Source organism: Enterobacter cloacae complex sp. Mu1197, assembly GCF_040059225.1.
In the GTDB taxonomy this organism is placed as follows: Bacteria; Pseudomonadota; Gammaproteobacteria; order Enterobacterales; family Enterobacteriaceae; genus Enterobacter; species Enterobacter quasiroggenkampii.
In genome coordinates this window covers 2552063-2571418 of record NZ_CP157375.1, presented here as the reverse complement: position 1 = coordinate 2571418, position 19356 = coordinate 2552063, and the positions used below count along the sequence as shown (strand labels likewise).

General features: G+C 55.3%; 17 protein-coding genes. 10 read left to right on the top strand and 7 right to left on the bottom strand.

What is annotated here, in order from left to right:
- Window positions 1-7 precede the first annotated feature (7 nt).
- The 5 genes from ABFV38_RS12160 to ABFV38_RS12140 all read left to right on the top strand — a co-directional run bounded on the left by ABFV38_RS12160 (window position 8) and on the right by ABFV38_RS12140 (window position 6071).
- On the top strand, window positions 8-1066 hold the full coding sequence (locus tag ABFV38_RS12160) for a Gfo/Idh/MocA family oxidoreductase (protein WP_348957336.1): 1059 nt from the start codon (window positions 8-10) through the stop codon (window positions 1064-1066).
- A complete protein-coding gene (locus tag ABFV38_RS12155; protein ID WP_348957335.1) occupies window positions 1060-3339 on the top strand; it encodes a glycoside hydrolase family 65 protein in 2280 nt (759 codons plus the stop codon). Before ABFV38_RS12160 ends, ABFV38_RS12155 begins: the two co-directional genes overlap by 7 nt.
- The gene (gene pgmB / locus ABFV38_RS12150; RefSeq protein ID WP_262801563.1) at window positions 3329-3994 is read left to right on the top strand and encodes a beta-phosphoglucomutase; all 666 of its coding nucleotides are present in this window, start codon (window positions 3329-3331) and stop codon (window positions 3992-3994) included. Before ABFV38_RS12155 ends, pgmB begins: the two co-directional genes overlap by 11 nt.
- Window positions 3995-4007: 13 nt before the next feature.
- Window positions 4008-5090 (top strand): ABC transporter ATP-binding protein, encoded by a 1083-nt coding sequence (locus ABFV38_RS12145; protein WP_048223583.1) that lies wholly within the window; start codon window positions 4008-4010, stop codon window positions 5088-5090.
- Window positions 5091-5156: 66 nt separating this feature from the next.
- Window positions 5157-6071: an OmpG family monomeric porin gene (locus ABFV38_RS12140; RefSeq protein WP_104950814.1), complete on the top strand. Its 915-nt coding sequence runs from the start codon at window positions 5157-5159 to the stop codon at window positions 6069-6071.
- 34 nt (window positions 6072-6105) lie between these two features.
- Here ABFV38_RS12140 and ABFV38_RS12135 read toward each other — a convergent pair whose 3' ends face one another.
- Entirely contained in the window at window positions 6106-7116 is a 1011-nt protein-coding gene (locus ABFV38_RS12135; protein WP_348957334.1) for a LacI family DNA-binding transcriptional regulator, read from the bottom strand.
- Window positions 7117-7271: 155 nt separating this feature from the next.
- On the opposite strand from ABFV38_RS12135, the gene ABFV38_RS12130 reads away from it, so the two are divergent.
- The 3 genes from ABFV38_RS12130 (at window position 7272) to tyrR (ending at window position 11372) form a co-directional block, all read left to right on the top strand.
- Entirely contained in the window at window positions 7272-8669 is a 1398-nt protein-coding gene (locus tag ABFV38_RS12130; protein ID WP_262821948.1) for a YcjX family protein, read from the top strand.
- Entirely contained in the window at window positions 8666-9718 is a 1053-nt protein-coding gene (locus tag ABFV38_RS12125; protein WP_032674907.1) for a YcjF family protein, read from the top strand. Before ABFV38_RS12130 ends, ABFV38_RS12125 begins: the two co-directional genes overlap by 4 nt.
- Before the next feature lie 112 nt (window positions 9719-9830).
- Window positions 9831-11372, top strand: a complete 1542-nt coding sequence (gene tyrR, locus ABFV38_RS12120; RefSeq protein ID WP_008501254.1) for a transcriptional regulator TyrR — start codon at window positions 9831-9833, stop codon at window positions 11370-11372.
- Window positions 11373-11416: 44 nt separating this feature from the next.
- On the opposite strand, the gene ABFV38_RS12115 is transcribed toward tyrR, so the two are convergent.
- Window positions 11417-12625, bottom strand: a complete 1209-nt coding sequence (locus ABFV38_RS12115; RefSeq protein WP_348957333.1) for an aldose 1-epimerase family protein — start codon at window positions 12623-12625, stop codon at window positions 11417-11419.
- A gap of 274 nt (window positions 12626-12899) precedes the next feature.
- Complete coding sequence (gene tpx / locus ABFV38_RS12110; protein ID WP_023335907.1) at window positions 12900-13406, bottom strand: thiol peroxidase; 507 nt, start codon at window positions 13404-13406, stop codon at window positions 12900-12902.
- Between the two features lie 107 nt (window positions 13407-13513).
- On the opposite strand from tpx, the gene ycjG reads away from it, so the two are divergent.
- On the top strand, window positions 13514-14479 hold the full coding sequence (gene ycjG, locus ABFV38_RS12105) for an L-Ala-D/L-Glu epimerase (protein ID WP_348957332.1): 966 nt from the start codon (window positions 13514-13516) through the stop codon (window positions 14477-14479).
- Here the strand turns inward: ycjG and mpaA are convergent.
- The gene (gene mpaA, locus ABFV38_RS12100; RefSeq protein WP_045908858.1) at window positions 14470-15183 is read right to left on the bottom strand and encodes a murein tripeptide amidase MpaA; all 714 of its coding nucleotides are present in this window, start codon (window positions 15181-15183) and stop codon (window positions 14470-14472) included. The two genes, ycjG and mpaA, sit on opposite strands and share 10 nt — an antisense overlap.
- Window positions 15184-15368: 185 nt before the next feature.
- Here mpaA and ABFV38_RS12095 point away from each other — a divergent pair, with 185 nt between their 5' ends.
- Entirely contained in the window at window positions 15369-16985 is a 1617-nt protein-coding gene (locus ABFV38_RS12095; RefSeq protein WP_045908857.1) for a peptide ABC transporter substrate-binding protein, read from the top strand.
- A gap of 79 nt (window positions 16986-17064) precedes the next feature.
- Here the strand turns inward: ABFV38_RS12095 and ABFV38_RS12090 are convergent, their stop codons facing one another.
- The 3 genes from ABFV38_RS12090 to ABFV38_RS12080 all read right to left on the bottom strand — a co-directional run bounded on the left by ABFV38_RS12090 (window position 17065) and on the right by ABFV38_RS12080 (window position 19293).
- A complete protein-coding gene (locus tag ABFV38_RS12090) occupies window positions 17065-17628 on the bottom strand; it encodes a DJ-1/PfpI family protein (RefSeq protein WP_196352900.1) in 564 nt (187 codons plus the stop codon).
- Between the two features lie 217 nt (window positions 17629-17845).
- Window positions 17846-17986, bottom strand: a complete 141-nt coding sequence (locus ABFV38_RS12085; protein ID WP_045909000.1) for an Ecr family regulatory small membrane protein — start codon at window positions 17984-17986, stop codon at window positions 17846-17848.
- A 74-nt stretch (window positions 17987-18060) separates the two neighbouring features.
- Complete coding sequence (locus ABFV38_RS12080) at window positions 18061-19293, bottom strand: sensor domain-containing diguanylate cyclase (protein WP_348957331.1); 1233 nt, start codon at window positions 19291-19293, stop codon at window positions 18061-18063.
- Window positions 19294-19356 lie beyond the last annotated feature (63 nt).

Below are 19356 nucleotides of genomic sequence, written 5' to 3'. Positions count from 1 at the left end.
GACGAGCGTGATGAGTGCTTCAACAACGTCGCCACTGCGCGTCGCCATCATTGGCGCCGGGCAGGTTGCGGACAAAGTGCATGCCTCGTATTACGCCACGCGCAGTGATGTTCAGATGGTGGCTGTCATGGACAGCCGCCTCGAACAGGCACAGGCTTTTGCGGAGCGTCATGCCATACCGTCGGCGTGGCAGGACGCGTGCGCCATGCTGGAGGCGGTTAAGCCGGACGTGGTGAGCGTTTGTTCGCCAAACCGATTTCATTTTGAGCATGTGATGGCGGCGCTGGAGGCTGGCTGTCATGTGATGTGCGAAAAACCGCCCGCCATGACGCCGCAAGAGGCCGATGAGATGCGGATGGCCGCACGCAAGGCGGGGAAGGTGCTGGCATATGATTTTCATCACCGCTTCGCGCTCGACACGCAGCTGCTGCGCGAGGCCGTGATGAACGGAACGCTGGGCGAAATCTACTTCACCTCGGCGCAGGCGCTGCGGCGCTGCGGCGTGCCGGGCTGGGGCGTCTTCACTAACAAAGCGCTGCAGGGCGGTGGGCCGCTGATTGACATTGGCATTCACATGCTGGATGCCGCGATGTACGTACTGGGTTTCCCGGCGGTCAAAAGAGTCACGGCGCACGGCTTCCAGAGGCTGGGAACCCAAAAAAGCAGCGGCCAGTTCGGCGCGTGGGATCCCGCACAGTTTACGGTGGAAGATGCCCTGTTTGGCACTATCGAATTCCGCAACGGCGGCATTTTGCGTCTGGACACCTCGTTCGCGCTGAATATCCGCGAGCAGTCGATCATGAATGTCGCCTTTTGCGGTGAAAAGGCGGGGGCGACGCTTTTCCCGGCCCACGTTTATCAGGACGACGCCGGGACGTTACAAACCCTGGTTCAGCGTGAAGAGGCTGACGACCAGCGCCATTTACGCAGCATGGAGGCCTTTGTTCGTCACGTGCAGGGAGAGCCCGTAATGATTGCAGATGCTGAACAGGGGCTGGTGATTCAGCAGCTTGTCGCGGCGCTTTATCAATCGGCAGAAACAGGGGAAAGCGTAACATTATGCTGAGCGTGTCTGTATTAACCGATCCGGGCTTTTGTCCGCACAGTCTGAATAAGTACGCATCCATTATGGCATGCGGTAACGGCTACATGGGCATTCGCGCTGCGCATGAAGAAGATTACACCCAGCAAACCCGAGGAATGTATCTTGCGGGTCTCTATCATCAGGCGGGACGTAACGAGACCACTGAGCTGATCAATTTGCCCGATATCACCGGTATCGAGGTTGAGCTGGACGGGGTGAATTACACCCTTCTGGCCGGGGACATTCTTGAGTGGCAGCGCGAGCTGGCGTTTGCCAATGGCGAACTGCATCGCCGCGTCGTCTGGCGTTCGCCCAATGGAAAGCGCTATCGCCTGGAGAGTCGTCGTTTTGTCTCTCTGGATCAGCTGCCGCTTGTGGCCATGCAGCTTGCGATCACCCCGCTGGATGATGCCTCGCAGGTGGTGATGAAAACCGGCATTGATGCGACACAAACCAATACGGGCCGGCAACATCTGGATGAAATTTCCGTCAGGGTGTTCGACCAGCACTATATGCAGGGTGTGTATGAAACGCAGGACCGGGCCGCTGATGTTGTCATCTCAGCCTTTTGTCAGCTATCAGCCGACAGCGAAAGCTGCTTTACCGCTAAAAATCGTCGGCTCTCTGCTCACTATTCCCTGACGATACCGCAGGGTGACACTGTCACGCTGGATAAGTTTGTCTGGGTGGTCCATCGCAGCGATAAAGCCCTGTCACAGGAATCTTTCGCGCGCGGCGCGCTGGCGGATCTCAAGGTTTGTGCAGCAAGGGGTTATGCCTCGCTGCTGGAAAGTTCAGCCTGCGCATGGGAAGACGTCTGGCGTGACGCCAGGGTGGAAGTGGCTTCTGCATCTCCTGACGATCAGATGGCGCTGGACTATGCCGTCTGGCATCTAACCACCATGACGCCAGTCCATGATGAGCGGAGCAGCATTGCCGCTAAGGGATTGACCGGCGAGGGGTATAAAGGCCATGTCTTCTGGGACACCGAAATATTCCTGCTGCCTTTCCATCTTTTCACTCGTCCGCAAGTGGCCCGCAGTCTGCTGCGTTATCGCTGGCTGAACCTGGCCGGGGCCCGGGAAAAAGCCCGCCGCAACGGCTGGCCGGGCGCGCTGTTCCCGTGGGAGAGTGCCGCGAGCGGCAAAGAGGAGACGCCGGAGTTTGCGGCTATCAACATCCGTACGGGCATGCGGCAGAAAGTGGCCTCCGCCCTGGCCGAACACCACATCGTGGCGGACATTGCCTGGGCCGTTGTGGCCTACTGGCAGGCCACGCGCGATGACGCGTTTATGCGTAATGAAGGGCTGACCCTGCTGGTGGAGACGGCAACGTTCTGGATGGGCCGCGCCACGGAGGTCAACGGGCGCCTGGAAATTCATGATGTGATTGGGCCGGACGAATACACCGAGCATGTGAATAACAACGCGTACACCAACTATCTGGCCTGGCACAACGTGGCCAGTGCATGCCGGTTTATGTCGATGTTTGAGCGTGAAGAGGCCTGCTTTATGGAGAAGGCGACCACCTTCCTGGCCCGCTTGTGGCTGCCGGAAGCCGACGCCGGGGGAGTGATCCCGCAGGACGATTCGTTCATGGCGAAACCCGCCATCGATTTAAGCCGCTATAAAGCCAAAGCGGGTAAGCAGACCATCCTGCTGGATTACTCTCGCGCGGAAGTTAACGAGATGCAAATCCTCAAGCAGGCTGACGTGGTGATGCTTAACTACCTGTTGCCGGAGAAATTTACCCCAGCCCAGTGCGCGGCCAACCTGGCGTTTTACGAGCCGCGGACGATCCATGACTCTTCACTGAGCAAGGCTATTCACGGCATTGTGGCCGCCCGCTGTGGCGATACGGAAGGGGCTTACGCCTTCTGGCGCGCTGGCGTGGCTATCGATCTGGGCGACGATCCGCACAGCAGCGATGACGGCATTCATGCTGCGGCCACGGGTGCCATCTGGTCCGGCGTCATTCAGGGGTTTGCTGGCATGCAGATTGTTGAGGGCGAGCTGCACCTTGCGCCGAAGCTACCCGCTCACTGGCGAAAACTTGCCTTCCCGCTGCGCTGGCAGAACGCACGCCTGCGCTTCACGTTTGAAAATAACGTTTTAACCATCGATACCTCCGCGCCCGTCACGTTAACGCTGTGGGGAAAAACGGTTTGCGTATCGGAGCGGCAGGCATTCTCCCGTAGGGAATTTCTTACATCTTTTAATGGGACCGCTACCACGGAGGCCAGCGATGAAGCCTGAAGCCGTTGTATTCGATCTTGATGGGGTTATCACCGATACCGCACATCTGCACTTTCTCGCCTGGCGTTCGGTCGCGCAGGAGATCGGCATCACTATCGATGAGGTGTTTAACGAGGAGCTGAAGGGAATTAGCCGCATGGAATCCCTGCAGCGGATCCTGCGACACGGTGGAAAAGAGGGGGCGTTTGACGATAAACAGTGCCTGGCGCTGGCGCGGAAGAAAAATGCGCTCTACGTCGCATCGCTGTCGTCATTGACCGAGGCGTCGCTGCTGCCGGGTATCCGGGAGGTGCTGGCGGACATTCGGGCGGCAGAGGTCAAAATTGGGCTCGCCTCCGTTTCCCTCAATGCACCTGGAATACTGCATGCCCTGGGTATTCATGACGCCTTTGATTTTTGCGCTGATGCCTCCCGCATTGTCTGTTCAAAACCGGATCCGGAGATCTTCCTCGCCGCCTGTGCTGGCCTGAACGTCCGCCCTGGTGCGGCCATCGGGGTCGAAGATGCGCCCGCAGGCGTGGCGGCGATCAACGCGGCGGGCATGCTGTCGGTCGGGATTGGCTCAGGCCTGACCCATGCGGGATTACAGCTTCATTCAACGCAGGAACTGACCTGGAAATGCCTGACCGATTTCTGGGCCTCCCGGGCGTATTGATAAGGAATTAAAAATGGCACAACTGTCACTGAAACATATTCAGAAAATTTACGATAACCAGGTCCACGTGGTGAAGGATTTTAATCTCGAAATCGAGGACAAGGAGTTTATCGTTTTTGTCGGTCCGTCTGGCTGCGGTAAATCGACAACGCTGCGCATGATTGCCGGGCTGGAGGAAATCTCCGCCGGCGAACTGGTCATCGACGGCGTTTGCATGAACGACGTGCCCGCCAAGTCACGCGACATCGCCATGGTGTTCCAGAACTATGCGCTTTACCCGCATATGACGGTCTACGACAACATGGCGTTTGGCCTGAAGATGCAGAAAATCGCCCCGGCGGTTATCGAAGAGCGCGTTAACTGGGCGGCACAGATCCTCGGCTTACGGGAGTACCTCAAGCGTAAACCCGGCGCGCTGTCCGGTGGCCAGCGTCAGCGCGTGGCGTTGGGCAGGGCGATAGTTCGGGAAGCGGGCGTCTTCCTGATGGATGAACCGCTCTCCAACCTCGATGCCAAGCTTCGCGTGCAAATGCGGGCTGAAATCAGCAAGCTCCATCAGAAGCTCAATACCACGATGATTTACGTGACCCACGATCAGACGGAAGCCATGACGATGGCGACCCGGATTGTGATCTTAAAAGACGGCATTATTCAGCAGGTTGGTGCACCGAAGCAGGTATACAACGAGCCGGCAAACATGTTTGTTGCGGGGTTCATTGGCTCGCCAGCCATGAACTTTGTTCGTGGCGCCATCGACGACCGCTATTTCGTCACGGAAACGCTGCGTCTCGAGATCCCCGAAGACAAACTCGCGTCACTGCATGCCGCAGGGTACCAGCGTAAAGCCGTGGTCTTTGGGATCCGCCCGGAAGATATTCTCACCCAGCAGAGTAGCGGTGAAAACATCGCGGCAAAAGTCAGCGTGGCCGAACTGACCGGTGCAGAGTTCATGCTCTACGCCACCGTTGGTGGCCATGAACTGGTTGTTCGCGCGGGAGCCGCGAATGATTATGCCGCTGGGGATAATATCGGCATCCAGTTCGATATGAATAAGTGCCATTTCTTCGACGCTGAAACCGAAGCGGCTATTAGATAAGAAAGGTGTTCGCCGGAAATATCCATTTCCGGTTTTTTTGTTTGTTACTTATAAAGGGAATATTTGATGAGTACTCTACTAAAAAGTGCTGCGCTCGTGCTGTGCGCAGGGGTTAGCTGTGCACATGCAACAGAAACGGCTAAACAGTGGGAATTTAATATTGGTGCGATGTATGAAATAGAAAACGTCGAAGGCCAGGGGGAGGATAAAGACGGGTTATATGAACCTTCCGTGTGGTTTAATGCAACCTGGGATGCCTGGACTATTTCGCTGGCAATGTATCAGGAAGGGCCGGTTGATTATAGCAGCATGACCCGTGGCACCTATTTTGATCGCCCGGAATTTGAATTACGCTATCGCTTTATCGGAACCGATGATTTTACGTTCGGTCTGACCGGCGGCTTCCGTAATTATGGTTATCACTTTAAGGATGAACACGGCGCCAGAGACGGCAGCGCAAATATGCAGCGCTACAAAATTCAGCCTGACTGGGATATAAAATTAACCGACGACTGGCGTTTTGGCGGCTGGTTTGCCATGTATCAATTTGCCAACGATCTGGAAAAAACCGGCTATTCAGACAGCCGCGTCGAAACCGAAACGGGCTTTACCTGGACCATTAACGAAACCTTTGCCGCTAAAGTAAATTACTATTTAGAGCGCGGTTTCAATATGGACGGTTCACGTAATAACGGCGAGTTCTCCACTCAGGAAATTCGCGCCTATCTCCCTATTTCGTTGGGCCAGACGACCTTAACGCCTTACACGCGACTGGGGCTCGATCGCTGGTCGAACTGGGACTGGCAGGACGATCCTGAGCGTGAGGGGCATGATTTCAACCGCCTGGGTATGCAGTACGCCTATGACTTCAACAACGGTTTATCCATGACGCTTGAATACGCCTATGAATGGGAAAACCATGACGAGGGCGAAAACGACCGCTTCCACTATGCGGGCGTTGGGGTAAATTACGCGTTCTGACCGAGGGGCTTCCAGGGGCTACAAGCCCCTGGTTTTAGCGCAGCGAAGCCGCCAGTAAAAAATGGGTATCAACAAGCACTTTTTGCGGGGCGGGATGGCCCGCGATACGCCTGAAGAGAAGATCGCAGCTCTCTTCCCCCAGTTTTCGGGTGGGGATATCAAAGCCGCCAGGTGCGGGCGTTAAAATGAGAGACAGCATCGGGTCGCTGTATCCGGCTATCACCACCTGTTCCGGAATCATCAGATTCAACTCATCCGCCGCGCGATAAAGACCGAGTAATTTCATGCTGTCGGTAGCAAATACGGCATCAGGCGGCGTGTGTGATGAGAGCAATTCCAGAGCCGCTTTAAGCGCACTCTCATGGGTATAACCGCCGTCCATGATCCAGTCCGGGTTCATCGCAATATGGTGCTTTTCCAGACTGGCTTTATAACCCGCCAGGCGATCGATCGAAACATGATAATCAAGCGGCGCATGCAGACAGGCAATTTTCTTGCGGCCGTTTTTAATAAAGGTTTCCGTCAGCGTGGCGCTGTCATGAAAATTATCCGTGTCGACGGAGTAAATATTCTGATACTCACCTTCCACTTTACCGATCACCACTACCGGTACGCCATACGCATCCAGCGTGGTGAAAAAGGATTCATTTGCGGGCGAACTCAGCATGATGATCCCTTTGATCATCTTCTGTTTTATTTTACTCACGCATTTCAGCAGATCGTCTTCACTGCTTTTTGAGGTTTGTAAAATAACATCGAATCCTTCTTCTTCCGCTTTTGCCGTAATGGCATGAAGGACATCGGAGAAAAAAGGGTTGCCGGCAGTGGTTTTGGTTGAACGGGTCGAAATAACCATAATGGCATCGAATCCTGAAGAGGTCAGGGCGCGAGCCAGTTTGTTGGGCTGATAATTTAATTCATCAATCGCCTTCAGCACTTTGTCACGTGCTTCGGGAGAAATATTCGTTTGTTTATTCAGAACGCGGGAAACGGTTGATTTCGATACGCCCGCAACCCGTGCGATATCATAAATGGTGGGTGACATACACCTTACTCACTCAGAACTGACAGCAATGTCGTTCATCTTACTGGAGAAAAAACGGCAATAGCAATAAATAAGAATTGATAATCAACGATCTGCCCCCATTTATTGTATTCTGAAGCCATGCATTCAAGGCTTCCAGGCAACGAAGGACGGCGATGAAGCGACTTAAAAACGAAATCAATTCACTGGTAAACCGCGGCGTTGACCGTCATCTGCGACTGGCGGTGACAGGATTGAGCCGCAGCGGTAAGACGGCGTTTATCACCGCGATGGTGAACCAGCTCCTGAACCTGCACGCCGGGGCGCGTCTGCCGTTGCTTGGCGCGGTGCGGGAAGAGCGTTTGCTGGGCGTTAAGCGCGTCCCTCAGCGCGATTTTGGTATTCCCCGTTTTACCTATGACGAAGGGCTGGCGCAGCTGTATGGCGATCCGCCCGCGTGGCCGACGCCGACGCGAGGGGTCAGTGAAATACGTCTTGCGTTGCGTTTCCGCTCGAATGAATCCCTGATGCGCCATTTCAAGGATACCTCCACGCTATACCTTGAAATCGTCGATTACCCCGGCGAATGGCTGCTCGACCTGCCAATGCTGGCGCAGGATTACCTCAGCTGGTCACGCCAGATGACGGGATTGCTGCAGGGGCAGCGCGCCGGGTGGTCAGCCAAATGGCGCAAGTTGTGCGAAGGGCTGGATCCGCTTGCCCCAGCAGATGAAAACCGTCTGGCGGCCATTGCCGACGCCTGGACGGCGTATTTACACCAGTGTAAACAGGAAGGGTTACACTTCATTCAGCCGGGGCGCTTTGTTCTGCCGGGTGATTTAGCAGGCGCGCCTGCGCTTCAGTTTTTCCCCTGGCCGGATGTGGACGGGGTTGGCGAGTCGACGCTGGCGCAGGCTGATAAGCACACTAACGCCGGGATGCTGCGCGAGCGTTACCATTACTACTGTGAAAAAGTGGTTAAGGGATTTTATAAGAACCACTTTTTACGATTTGACCGTCAGATTGTGCTGGTGGATTGTCTGCAGCCGCTCAACAGCGGGCCACAGGCATTCAACGATATGCGCCTTGCCCTGACGCAGCTGATGCAAAGTTTTCACTATGGACAGCGAACGCTGTTCCGCCGTCTTTTCTCACCGGTGATCGACAAACTGCTCTTTGCGGCCACAAAAGCCGATCACGTCACGGTCGACCAGCATGCCAATATGGTGTCGCTGCTGCAGCAGCTGGTGCAGGACGCCTGGCAAAACGCCGCCTTCGAAGGGATCAGCATGGATTGCCTTGGGCTCGCGTCGGTGCAGGCAACGCAAAGCGGGCTGATTGACCTTAACGGCGAGAAAATACCGGCATTACGCGGGAACCGACTCAGCGACGGTGAACCGCTTACCGTGTATCCGGGCGAAGTGCCTGCGCGGCTGCCGGGTCAGGCCTTCTGGCAGAATCAGGGCTTCCAGTTTGAAGCCTTCCGCCCGCAGGCAATGAGCGTCGACAGGCCATTACCGCACATCCGTCTGGATGCGGCGCTGGAGTTTTTGATTGGAGATAAATTGCGATGACGGAACCGTTAAAACCGCGCATTGACTTTACCGGAACGCTTGAGCAGGACGCTCAGGAGGCGTTCAAAACGGCGCAGACGTTCAGCGGAACCCAGGCCGATAACTTTGCCCCGGCGCTGCAGGACGAGCCCGCTGTTGAGGACGGTCCGGCGGAGGCGGTCGTGGACGCCGCGCTGCGTCCAAAACGCAGCCTGTGGCGCAGGATGGTTACCGCCGGTCTGGCGCTGTTTGGCGTAAGCGTGGTGGCTCAGGGCGTGCAGTGGACGATGAATGCCTGGCAAACTCAGGACTGGGTCGCGCTGGGCGGATGCGCCGCGGGCGCGCTGATTGTGGGGGCGGGCGTCGGGTCGGTTGCCACCGAATGGCGTCGACTCTGGCGTCTGCGCCAGCGCGCGCACGAGCGTGATGAAGCGCGGGATCTGCTCCACAGCCACGGCACCGGGAAAGGGCGCGCATTCTGTGAAAAGCTGGCCAGTCAGGCCGGAATCGATCAGTCGCACCCGGCGCTTCAGCGCTGGTACGCCGCCATCCATGAGACCCAGAATGACCGGGAAGTGGTGACGCTCTATTCCCACATGGTTCAGCCGGTGCTGGATGCTCAGGCGCGGCGCGAAATCAGCCGGTCTGCGGCGGAATCCACCCTGATGATTGCCGTCAGCCCGCTGGCGCTGGTCGATATGGCCTTTATCGCCTGGCGTAACCTGCGCCTGATCAACCGTATTGCGAACCTTTACGGTATAGAGCTGGGTTACTACAGTCGGCTCAGACTGTTTAAGCTGGTCCTGCTCAATATCGCGTTTGCCGGGGCGAGTGAGCTGGTGCGCGAAGTGGGAATGGACTGGATGTCGCAGGATCTGGCGGCGCGTCTCTCTGCCCGTGCGGCTCAGGGCATCGGTGCGGGATTATTAACCGCGCGTTTGGGGATTAAAGCGATGGAAGTCTGCCGTCCGCTGCCGTGGATCGATGGCGATAAGCCCCGTCTGGGGGATTTCAGGCGTGAACTGATCGGCCAGCTCAAAGAGACGCTCAATAAAAAACCTGCTCCATAAGGTTTTGTTCACTAATCGTGCTGGCTGTCAATATTTGTTGACAGCCATCTTCCGGATCACCGTGTTCTGACATATCATTTTACTGTTATTGGCTTAAAACGGTGAATTTCCCATGCGTCTTGAAGTCTTCTGTGAAGACCGTCTCGGTCTGACCCGCGAATTACTCGATCTTCTTGTTTTACGTAGCATTGATTTACGTGGCATTGAGATCGATCCTGTCGGGCGAATTTACCTCAATTTTGCCGAAATTGAATTTAATACCTTCAGTAGCCTGATGGCGGAAATCCGCCGTATCGCTGGCGTTACGGATGTGCGCACTATTCCCTGGATGCCGTCCGAGCGCGAGCACCTGGCGCTGAGCGCGCTGCTGGAAGCCATGCCTGAGCCGTTCCTCTCCCTGGATTTGAAAAGCAAAGTTGAGCGCGTTAACCACGCGAGCTGCCAGCTTTTCGCACAGAGTCAGGAGAAGCTGAGCAATCATCACGCAGCGCAGCTGATCCCCGGTTTTAACTTCCAGCGCTGGCTGGACAGCAATCCGCAGAACACGCACAGCGAGCATGTGGTGATTAACGGGCAGAATTTCCTGATGGAGATCACGCCGGTCTATCTGAAAGGGGAAGGGAATACCCGCGTGTTGACCGGGGCGGTGATCATGCTGCGCTCGACGCTGCGCATGGGTCGTCAGCTGCAAAACCTCTCCAGTCAGGACGTTGGCGCATTCAGCCAGATTATTGCCGTCAGCCCGAAAATGCGTCATGTGGTTGATCAGGCGCGTAAGCTCGCAAGCCTGACCGCGCCGCTGTTGATTACCGGGGATACCGGCACCGGGAAAGACCTGCTGGCTCACGCCGTGCATCTGGCGAGCCCGCGTGCGGCCAAGCCTTATCTGGCACTTAACTGCGCCTCGATTCCGGAAGATGCCGTTGAAAGCGAGCTTTTTGGTCACGCGCCGGAGGGCAAGAAAGGGTTCTTCGAGCAGGCTAACGGTGGCTCCGTGCTGCTGGACGAGATCGGCGAAATGTCGCCGCGTATGCAGGCTAAGCTGCTGCGTTTCCTGAATGACGGCACGTTCCGCCGCGTCGGTGAGGATCACGAAGTACATGTGGACGTGCGCGTCATTTGCGCCACCCAGAAGAATCTGGTGGAACTGGTGCAAAAGGGGATCTTCCGCGAGGATCTCTATTACCGCCTTAACGTCCTGACGCTGAACATTCCGCCGCTGCGCGATTGCCCGCAGGACATCATGCCGCTTACGGAGTTGTTCGTCGCCCGCTTTGCCGACGAGCAGGGTGTGCCGCGTCCGAAGCTGTCTGCCGATCTGGGCACGGTGCTCATGCGCTACGGCTGGCCGGGCAACATTCGTCAGCTTAAAAACGCCGTTTATCGCGCGCTGACCCAGCTTGAAGGGTATGAGCTGCGTCCGCAGGATATCCTGTTGCCGGATTACGACGCCGGGACGGTATCCGTAGGCGAAGAGGCGATGGAAGGGTCGCTGGATGATATCACCAGCCGTTTCGAGCGCTCTGTGCTGACGCAGCTGTACCGCAGCTATCCCAGCACCCGTAAGCTGGCAAAACGCCTTGGCGTGTCGCACACCGCGATCGCAAATAAGCTACGTGAATATGGTTTGAATCATAAGAAAGGTGACGAATAACAAAAAAGCCTCTGCAAAGAGGCTTTTTACTTTTCACTTTAGATTTATTCCTTCGCCAGCGGCGTGTTAACGATGTCTGTTTTTGTCTCGCCCTGAATCGACGCAATCCTGCTTTCAACCTCTTTTACCTGCTGCGGGCTGTGGAGCAGGGTATAGGTCAGATCAAACTGCGCGCTGGCGCCAGGCTGCAGCTGCTTAACCCGCTTCTGTTCGCGTTCAATCGTGACGGGGTAGGCGTAGCTGGTTCCCGGTTCAATGCCCGTGACATAACCCTGCTTCAGCGTGTCAGTGTTTTTCCATAAGGTCAGCACGGGCAGCTGGCGCGTATCAAACTGGATGGATGCGCCTTTATCGCCGGCTTTATTGACCACTGCTGCGAGCGTTTCATGGTTGTTGTTGGCGAGCGGCTGAATATTAAAGACCATCTCATCAAAGCCTTTCGTCGGCCCGGCGTAGGTTTGCCAGTCGTTAACGCCCGCTTTGGCGTAGTCATTGAATGGGCTCACGCTCGCCGCTGGCGCAAGGAAACGTGCGCCTTCTTCGAGGATCGGTGTCCCGAAGTTGCTGTGATAGATGATTTGATAATCATGAGGGTAATCGGCATGGTTGGTCAGAACATCATGCAGACTGAACTGGTTAGTTCCGGGAACGTAGCGCAGTTCGGTCATGGTTTGCAGATCCGCTTTTTTGAACGTGCTCTCTTTGATCAAACCCCGAACGCGGATCTCATGCGGGGCGGTATCCGCCACCTCAACTTCCACCTGCGATACCGGTGTATTTCCGGCCCTGCCGTGAAGGGTGTAAATTTGCCCATCTGCGGTGACCGGATGACCTGTCCACTCGTAGCCACAGCGCACCATCATCTCGTTGAATCCATCCAGCCAGCCGAGACCGTTTCGGCTTTCAAGATTAATGTAGGCAGGATTGACGACCTCTTTGACGGGTGAATTCCATCCTAGTCGGGTGCCAAACCCTTCAACGTGCAGAAGGTTCATGCCGCGTGTCGGGCTCAGGGTAATCGTCAGGCCATCTTTACTGCTAATAATGATGATTTTACTGCCTTCCTGCTTGCCGCCGTGTAAGATTTTTTGCTCAATGCTGAACGTCTGATCTTTAACTTTCAGCTCATCACTGGAAATCTTCCAGTTTCCTTTCTCTACGCTGCTTTCAGCACTTGTCAGCACCCAGGTTTTAGCCGCGGCATGGCCAGAAACCAGGACCGCCAGAAGCGTAAAAGCGAATTTGATCTTCATATTTTATCCTTTTTGCTGAAACGATTATTTTCTTTCGTAAGCAAATCTAATGTTTAGACAAAAAGGGAAATGTGATGGGCTTCACTCGGGATGAAAATAGGGGATTTTAACGATTATTATGCGTTGTTGATCACGATCATGTTGCATATTGTTCTGATTATTGCAGGATTAATGTGACATACGAGTATTTATGCTTTAACGATTCATCTTTGAATAATAAAAAACCCCGCCGAAGCGAGGTTGAGAATAAGTTGTATAGAATGCTAAGGACTTATTATGCTTTCAGCACGTCCAGCGCGGCAGTGTAGTCCGGCTCGGTGGTGATTTCGTTAACCAGTTCGCTGAAGACGACAGTGTCGTTTTCGTCCAGAACCAGTACAGCACGTGCTGCCAGACCTTTCAGTGGGCCTTCCGCAATGCTGACGCCGTATTTCTCGAGGAAATCTGCGCTGCGCAGGGTGGAGAGGGTGATAACGTTGCTCAGGCCTTCGGCACCGCAGAAACGGGACTGGGCAAACGGCAGGTCAGCGGAAATGCACAGCACAACGGTGTTGTCCATTTCAGTCGCCAGCTGGTTGAATTTACGCACGGATGCGGCACAAACACCGGTATCAATGCTTGGGAAAATGTTCAGTACTTTGCGTTTGCCCGCAAACTGAGCCAGTGTGACGTCAGACAGATCTTTAGCCACCAGAGTAAATGCCTGCGCTTTGCTGCCAGCCTGCGGAATGGAACCTGCTACAGCAACCGGGTTGCCCTGGAAATGAACGAGTTGTGACATAGATATCTTCCTGTTTACATATAGTTAACGTCGTGGCTAGTGTATGCCATCAGCGGATAACACGGCAAACCAAATTTTTCGCCTTACCGGGCCGCAAGGAGTCAGTGATGAGAAGCGTTAAGGTCTATGAAGAAGCCTGGCCATTGCATACCCCGTTTGTGATTTCGCGCGGCAGCCGAAGTGAAGCCAGCGTGGTCGTGGTTGAAATTGAAGAAGAGGGTGTGAAAGGCGTCGGGGAATGTACGCCTTATCCGCGCTATGGGGAAAGCCTTGCATCTGTGATGGCGCAGATCATGACCCTGGTGCCTGACCTGCAAAAAGGGCTCACGCGCGAGGCATTACAGCAGCGTTTACCCGCCGGGGCGGCGCGCAACGCCATCGACTGTGCGCTCTGGAGCCTTGAAGCCGCTCAGCAGCGAAAATCGCTGACGTCATTGCTGGGCGTGGTCGTGCCCGAATCGATCGTGACCGCGCAAACGGTCGTGATTGGTGAGCCGGAGCAGATGGCCGCCAGTGCGAAAGCGCTCTATGACGCCGGAGCCACGCTGTTAAAAGTGAAGCTAGACGATCGTCTGATCAGCGAGCGGATGGTCGCTATTCGCTCGGCGGTCCCCTCAGCCACGCTGATTGTGGACGCCAACGAGTCGTGGCATCCCGAAGGGCTCGCCGCGCGATGCCAGCTGCTGGCTGACCTGGGGGTGGCGATGCTGGAGCAGCCTCTGCCGGTAGAAGAGGATGCGGCGCTGAAGAATTTTATCCATCCGTTACCCGTGTGCGCGGATGAAAGCTGCCACACCCGCGAGAATTTGAGCGAGCTTAAGGGCCGCTATGACATGGTCAATATCAAGCTCGACAAGGCAGGCGGACTGACTGAAGCCCTGGCTCTGGCGGCGGACGCCCGGGCGCAGGGGTTCGACCTGATGTTGGGATGCATGCTTTGCACCTCCCGGGCGATCGGCGCGGCGCTGCCGCTGGTCAATCAGGTTCGTTTCGCCGATCTGGATGGCCCGACGTGGCTGGCGGTTGACGTTTCACCGGCCCTGAAATTTACCAGCGGCGTGCTTCATCTCTGAGGCTGCCAGCGCAGAAGCTCCATCATGGCTTTTAAGTATTTTTCGCTGGCTTCGTCGGAGGAGATCGCCGGGAACTCAGCGGTGATGCAGGGTAAGCTTAAGTCGGCGCACCAGCTCCCGAATGATCCGGGTGTTTCATAACCCACGCTGGTGACGAGCGGCAGGTCGAACGCCCGGGCCAGCCACGCGCCCAGGTCAGAGTGGCGCGGATCTTCAATGCAGGCCAGCGGGTCGTGGAAGGAGACAACCCAGGCGGGATGGATCTTATGGATAAGCTGGCACAGCGCCTGCGTTTCCGGCTCTGAGCCTGGGTTGTCTCCCGTCAGCAACACCACGTCTCGCTCCTCGGCGGAGCTGTTCCAGCGATAAACCGTTTCGCCAGCGCGCCAGTTTGCTGCCGGGAAATTACGGTTCAGATCGACACCCCGCGCATTCGCCCGCAATCCCAGCTGACAGCCATCCGGATTGACGGCAAGAATCACGTGATGACGTCGTAATGAAGGGGTCAATGTCCGCAGCGCGCACGAGAGCGTGACGACAGACGAGTTTTCATCACCGTGCGTGCCGGCAATAATCAAACCGCTTTCGCGATCGGCATCGGGTGCCGGGAACCAGATCAGCGATGCGCCTAAAAATGAGCGGCCATATTGTTCAGCGCCCGGAGGGAAGGCGCCGCGTTCCGCGCGGGGTCGGGTGGTTGCCATACGAAATCCTGATAAAGAAGTCTCTACTGGCAGTGTTGTGCAAAAGCCGCTGTTAATCAAATAGTTTCCGTGGCGGCTGAGAATTGCCTTAAATCACTATTCAGGCGTAAGTTATTTGCATTTCTTATTGTCGAAACAAATAATTACGCATCTGCTTGTTACCTGAATTTTTTAAAGGGGATCTTATGAAGCATCCTGTTTCGCGTCTTTTCACCGCACTGTGCCTGTGCGGGCTCTCTACACTCTCATACGCTGCTGATGTCCCACAGGGCACGGTGCTGGCGCAAAAACAGGAGCTGGTCAGACATATTAAAGATGAACCGGCTTCGCTCGATCCGGCAAAAGCGGTGGGGTTGCCAGAGATTCAGGTGATTCGCGATCTTTTCGAAGGGCTGGTGAATCAGAATGAGAAAGGGGAACTGACCCCGGGCGTGGCGACGCGCTGGCAGAGTAACGATAACCGTACCTGGACGTTCACCCTGCGTGATAACGCAAAATGGTCTGACGGTACGCCGGTCACCGCGCAGGATTTTGTCTACAGCTGGCAGCGTCTGGTTGACCCAAAAACGACCTCTCCGTTTGCCTGGTTTGCAGCGCTGGCAGGTATCAACAATGCGCAGGCTATCATCGACGGTAAGGCGGCTCCTGATACCCTGGGCGTGACGGCGGTGGATGCCAGGACGCTGCGCGTCCAGCTGGATAAACCGCTACCGTGGTTTAGCAACCTGACGGCAAACTTCGCCTTCTATCCGGTGCAAAAAGCGAACGTTGAAAGCGGGAAAGAGTGGACGCGTCCGGGAGCGCTGGTCGGTAATGGCGCCTACGTCCTGAACGACCGCGTGGTGAATGAAAAACTGGTTGTCGTTCCGAACACCCACTATTGGGACAATGCGAAAACTGTCCTGCAAAAAGTGACCTTTATTCCGATTAACCAGGAATCGTCCGCCACGAAACGCTATCTGGCAGGGGATATCGATATTACCGAATCGTTCCCGAAAAACATGTATCAGAAGCTCCTGAAGGACATTCCGGGACAGGTGTATACACCGCCTCAGCTCGGGACCTACTACTACGCGTTTAATACGCAAAAGGGGCCGACGGCCGATGCCCGGGTTCGTCTTGCCCTGAGTATGACTATCGATCGCCGCATTATGGCAGAAAAGGTACTGGGTACCGGCGAAAAACCGGCCTGGCATTTTACCCCTGACGTGACGGCGGGCTTCACGCCTGAACCTTCACCGTTCGAGCAGATGTCCCAGCAGGAGCTGAACGCTCAGGCCAAAACCTTGCTCCAGGCCGCAGGCTACGGCCCTCAGCGTCCGCTGAAGCTGAACCTGCTGTACAACACGTCGGAAAACCACCAGAAAATCGCCATTGCGGTGGCGTCCATGTGGAAGAAAAATCTCGGTGTGGATGTCAAGCTGCAAAACCAGGAGTGGAAAACCTACATCGACAGCCGCAATACCGGCAATTTTGATGTGATCCGCGCGTCATGGGTGGGGGATTACAACGAGCCCTCGACCTTCCTGTCCCTGCTGACCTCAACCCACAGCGGCAATATCTCGCGTTTTAATGACCCGGCTTACGATAAAATTATCCACCAGGCGACGCTCGAAACCACGGCGAAAGCGCGTAACACGGACTACAACATGGCGGAGAAAATCCTCATGGAGAAAGCACCTATCGCGCCTATTTACCAGTACACCAACGGTCGCCTGATTAAGCCGTGGGTGAAAGGGTACCCGATAAATAACCCGGAAGACGTGGCGTATAGCCGGACGATGTATATTGAGAAACACTGACGGTTAATATAAAACTGGCGCACCTAAGCGCCAGTTTTACAATGCATGACGCTTCCCGGCAGCGATGTGGCGGGACCTGTTATTCTAATAACGCACTAAACTTCGCCAGCCACTGCGGATGGGCGGGCCAGGCGGGAGCCGTCACCAGGTTACCGTCGACATGGGCCTGATCGATGCCGATCGTGGCGTAGTGTCCACCCGCGAGGCGTACCTCAGGTGCACAAGCCGGGTAGGCGCTACAGGTACGGCCTTTCAGGATGCCCGCGGCAGCGAGCAGTTGCGGGCCATGGCACACTGCAGCAATCGGTTTGCGCGCGGCGTCAAATGCCTGTACCAGCTTTAACACATCCTCATTTAGCCGCAGATACTCGGGCGCTCTGCCGCCGGGGATGAGCAGCGCGTCGTAGTCCTGCTCCTTTACGGCGGAAAAGTCGGCGTTGAGGGTAAAGCGGTGACCGGGTTTTTCGCTATAGGTCTGGGCGCCGTCGAAATCATGGATTGCCGTCATGATGTAGTCGCCTTTTGGTTTGTCGGGACAGACTGCATCCACCTGATGGCCAATCATCTGCAAAGCCTGAAAAGGCACCATGGTTTCGTAATCTTCGGCATAATCGCCCACCAGCATCAGGATCTTCTTGCTCATCATTCCTCTCCCTTGTCATTAAAGATGATTAAGATATAGCCTGGCGTGGCTGAAATGCCGGAAATAAAAAAGCCCGTCAGAGCACGGGCAACATAAGCAAATGAATAAGTGATTCGTTATCAACGTAGTTGGAGGATAACGGCGCGTATCTTACGCGGCTGTCAGGCTTGCAGATACCTGACAAATTCGGTAGGTGAAACAAGATATTAAACGTGCGTTATGGTGCATCGAAGGTCGGGTAAAGACTATTTTCGAGAAATTCGACGAGATACCAGATCTCACCGCTAAAAATAAACCATAAGCCAAATATAATAAGGAGCAAAATAATTAAGGTGAGTATTATTTCTGTTTTTCCCATTGCAGATTTTACCCACCAGAAGTTAATTGAGTCGAGGCAGGCATTGTAGCGGGGCTTTCCCGTATACTCCAGTTTCATGCTGCAAGGACTTTATTGCGTCCGTCATTTTTAGCGCGATACAGCGCGTCGTCTACCCGCTTAAACAGCTCATCAATCGTCTCACCCTGGTTATGTCGCGCCACGCCAATGCTAACGGTAAACCGCGGTAAGCCCGGAATCGTAATGCGGGCAACGGCTGCACGGATCGACTCGGCAATCTGCAACGCGATGTCGAGAGCGGTATGCGGCAGCAGGATAACGAACTCTTCGCCTCCCCAGCGGAACACCAGATCATTCTCCCGGCTACAGGCTTCCAGCGTTCGGGAGAGGGCGATAAGCACCTCATCGCCCTTCAGATGACCAAACAGGTCGTTGATGTTTTTGAAGCGATCGGTATCCACCAGCAGCAGGCTAAACTGCTGTTGGGCAGGAAGATGATTCAGGTTGTTGGGATCGGTAATCGCGTAGAACTGGCGACGGTTGAGTAACCCGGTCATGGAGTCACGTAGCGCGGCATGTTCCAGCTCTTGCTCCAGTCTTTTTTGCTCGGTGATATCGTGGATGATGCACAGCATCAGCTTGTCACCGTAGATCTCAATGGGGCCGGCATACGTCTGAACGTGGCGGGTAGAGCCGTCGGCAAGGCGGTGAACAAAGTTGAGCGGCTTATGGCCGCCGGGCAGCGCGGCAATCGCGGTCATAATGGGCAAGACGTCTCGCCCCAGGGTATTGATTTCCCAGGTATGTTTACTGCACATGTCATCATGTGAGTAACCGTAAAAATTGAGCGCGGCCAGGTTAGCATCAACGATCTGGCCATCGCGGGCCGGATCGATTAACAGCATCGGCGCGCTGTTGGTCTGAAAAAAACGGGCGTAAAACCCCTGTTTTTTCCGCCGGTAGGTTGCGGAGCGGCTGGCCTTTAGCCCAGAGAGAATGTGCTGGGCGATCCCCTCGAAAACAATCACATCTCCCCAGGGGGCATAATGGGCAAGCGAGAGACGACAGCTTAGCGGCGTATCCTGTCCATCCCGGCTTATTGTCCAGATTTCGACGATCTCCTGCCCGGTTTTCAGTTCAGGTACATACATCGACAGGAGGTGCTGTGCATTCGCGGAATAGAGGCCTTTACGCAGCTGGTTGAGCGTCTTCTCTCCCATAAGCTGCGTTGCGGTCACATTCGCAAAAACGATCGCTTCCGAAGCGGGGGAAATCAGCCATACGGGTGTTTTAATGACGTTCAGCGCTTCAAAACCGTTTTGCGACATAGGCATTTCCTGTTCATCGGCTCAATGCGCCTGACAATCATGACAGACGTGACGAGTGTCTAC